The 2,933-nt window shown below is 66.8% G+C and carries 3 protein-coding genes and 1 pseudogene; 3 read left to right on the top strand and 1 reads right to left on the bottom strand.

All coding sequences use genetic code 11. From position 1 onward, the window contains the following. Positions 1-28: 28 nt before the first annotated feature. A complete protein-coding gene (locus VFI59_11400; protein ID HET6714301.1) occupies positions 29-622 on the bottom strand; it encodes a hypothetical protein in 594 nt (197 codons plus the stop codon). 563 nt (positions 623-1,185) lie between these two features. Between VFI59_11400 and VFI59_11405 the strand changes: the two are divergent. The 3 genes and pseudogenes from VFI59_11405 to VFI59_11415 all read left to right on the top strand — a co-directional run. Further along, positions 1,186-1,317, top strand: a pseudogene (locus VFI59_11405) (DUF2255 domain-containing protein). A 12-nt stretch (positions 1,318-1,329) separates the two neighbouring features. Beyond that, positions 1,330-2,307, top strand: a complete 978-nt coding sequence (locus tag VFI59_11410) for an aldo/keto reductase (protein HET6714302.1) — start codon at positions 1,330-1,332, stop codon at positions 2,305-2,307. Positions 2,308-2,652: 345 nt separating this feature from the next. Beyond that, positions 2,653-2,933 (top strand): phosphotransferase (locus VFI59_11415; GenBank protein ID HET6714303.1); only part of this gene is annotated, 281 nt, incomplete at its 3' end.

The raw sequence follows: 2,933 nt of genomic DNA on the forward strand, positions 1-2,933 counted from the left end.
CAAGACCCTCGTAGGAAGTCCCTTGCGGCTACACAGGTACCTCACCGCGCTCCCACGGACCGGAGGCGAAGGCGGACAGTGCCCACGCGTAGGCATCCGCGCACGTGTCGACGCATGGGTCGGGCAGGGCGACTTCGAACGTCACAACATCACCGCTGACTGTGTAGTCAACGACGAGGTCGCCGTCGTAACCGAACTCCTCCGCATGTGACGGGAAACTCACTGTGTCGCCGTCGACCAGCTCGAAATCTCCACCATCGACTTCTTCACCGTTCTGGTCGTGCGATCCGAACGCGCCATCAGCCGTGAAGAAGTGGTCATGCTCCAATGGACCCTCAGCACCCGCGCAAAGATCGCCCTCTTTCGGCCCCGGCTTCCCGCCGTAGAAGTTCCCTTGGAGCCACCCGCGATGGGATTCGGCCAGGCCCGCTTCATCGAAGGCAGCAAGCATCTCTGCACAGGCCTGGGCTCGGTGCCAGGACCCGATCAACTCCGGCGTTGCGGCCTCTGTCGACGAAGGCTCCGTTCCCTCGCTCGTCGTTGCGTCGGCTCCGGACTCGGAGTCGTCGCCACACCCGGCAGCCGTCATGAGGCTCACCAGTAGTACCGCGATGCAAAGCACCCATCGCTTCCTCATGCTCCCGCCATTCTGCGGGCAGGGGGACCCTATGAGCGTCTACCGCAGCAGGTCAAGGCTGCACTCGCCGAACGACACCCCATGGTGTCACCGACCGTCTCGATCACCACGCCCAGCGGCTCGGGGGTCCTCCACGGCGTCAGGCTAGCCTGAGTCACATTCATCGGGAGCGAGGTGTCCTATGAAACGGATCGCGCGCGTCGTCGGCACTCATGCTCGTCGGGACGTCGGTGCAGATCGCTTCTGGGCACGCAACGAGCAGGCTCGGGGCATGCACCCGATCTGGCGGTGGGTGCGTGCAGTTCGGTGCTGAGATCCCGTGGGGGAACATGGTCGCGTCGCGGTACCCGCCACCTACTCGCCCGCTCCGGCACTCTCCGCCGCAGTCAGGGGCGAGCGCCGGCTGGGATGGCGACGACAGGCCGCCGACGGTTCCGTCGCGTATCCGATCTGGTCAGGTGGCGCTTCTGCAAGCGCTGAGGTTACGCTCGGCCGGGCATGTTGTGAGCAAGACCTCTCTTAGACGGACGTGAGTCGACGTCTCGTTCGAGGACGCAGACCATCACCTCGACGATGCGATCAACGAGGAGTACAGGCGCACGTACGGCCGGTCCTCGGCGGTCGAGCGCATCACGAGTCCGAAGGCGCAGGCAACGACGCTCCGCATCGCGCGGAGCTGATCGGGGAGGACGATGAAGCACGCGAGACTCGGCACGCTCGACGTCGGCCGCATCGGGTTGGGGACGATGGGGATGTCCCACGCCTACACGGGAGCCGGGACCGACGAAGAGGAGTCGATCCGGACGATCCATCGCGCGCTCGATCTTGGTGTCACGCTCCTCGACACCGCAGAGGCGTACGGTCCGTTCGCCAACGAGGAGCTCGTCGGACGAGCGATCAAGGACCGTCGGGACGAGGTCGTGCTCGCAACGAAGTTCGGCTGGATCTCCCACGTGCCCGGCGGCACGGCTCCCCTCGATAGCCGCCCGGAGAACGTTCGCGTCGCGGTCGAGGGTTCGCTGCGGCGGCTCGCCACCGATCGCATCGACCTTCTCTACCAACACCGGGTCGATCCGAACACGCCGATCGAAGACACGGTCGGCGCGATGGCGGGACTCGTTGCCGAAGGGAAGGTCCGCCATATCGGACTATCCGAAGCGTGGGTGGACACGATCCGTCGGGCCAACGCCGTGTACCCGATCACGGCACTACAGTCTGAGTACTCGTTGTGGACGCGCGACCCCGAGGACGGTGTGCTGGCGGTCGCGCGAGAGCTCGGCATCGGGTTCGTTGCGTACTCGCCCCTCGGGCACGGCTTCCTCACCGGGCAGATCCGGACGACCGATGACTTCGCGGCTGACGATTGGCGCAAGACCAACCCACGCTTCATCGGTGAGAACTTCGAGCGGAACCTGCGGATCGCCGACGAGGTCGCTGCGGTCGCCGCGGACGCCGGAGCGACGCCTGCCCAGGTCGCCCTCGCATGGCTGTTGAGTAAGGGCGACGACATCGTGCCGATCCCCGGGACGAAGCGAACCGCACGCGTGGAGGAGAACTGCGCGGCGGACGGGATCGAGCTGAGCCCTGAACAGATCCAGAGGCTCGACAACCTCACCCCGGCAGCCGGCGGTCACCACAACGAGGAACAGATGCAGTTGCTTGAGCGCTGACTCAGCTCCCGCGGAACGAGGGCAGGTCGAGGAGTACAAGCGCTTGTCCGCTCAGGCCATGGACATCGTGAGAATCGACGACAGCAGAACGCTGCAGTACGACTTAGTGACGAGGCGGCCGCGGCTCTGGCGGCGCTGCTGCGCTCGCGGGGGTCCGAGGAGGTGACGGTGGTGTTCGAGCAGCCACCGGCGACGTGAACCGCGCACGGCTGCGCGAACTGGGCTTCGAGCTCGGCGCTCGCGCCGAGGCCGGCGTGTCCGAGGGGGGTGCGTGGTTCGCGACGGCGCCGGACGGCGCGCCGGTGGTGCGCAAGTGGTTCCCGGACGAGACCGTCGCCGAGCGCTATGCGGTCCTGCTCCCCGGCCTCCACGAGCTTTCATCACGGGCGTCCGGCCGTCGGCGCCGACGCCGACCCGGGGTGGTTCCCGACCGACGGGCTCGTGCACCTGGACCTGCACACCGACAACATCCTCGCCGGCGACGACGGCACCCTCACCGGCATCATCGACTGGGAGGGCGCGTGCGCCGGCGATCCCCGCTTCGATCTCGTCAGGTTCGCGTACGACCTCGACGGGCACGATCAACCGGTCTGGGACGTCGTCGAGGCCACCGGCATCGAGCGGCG

It is taken from the genome of Actinomycetota bacterium, from assembly GCA_035697485.1.
In the GTDB taxonomy this organism is placed as follows: Bacteria; Actinomycetota; UBA4738; order UBA4738; family HRBIN12; genus JAOUEA01.

Excerpts from the sequence above, each read along its gene's own strand:
- VFI59_11410 (HET6714302.1), top strand. The coding sequence starts at position 1,330 with ATGAAGCACGCGAGACTCGGCACGCTCGACGTCGGCCGCATCGGGTTG.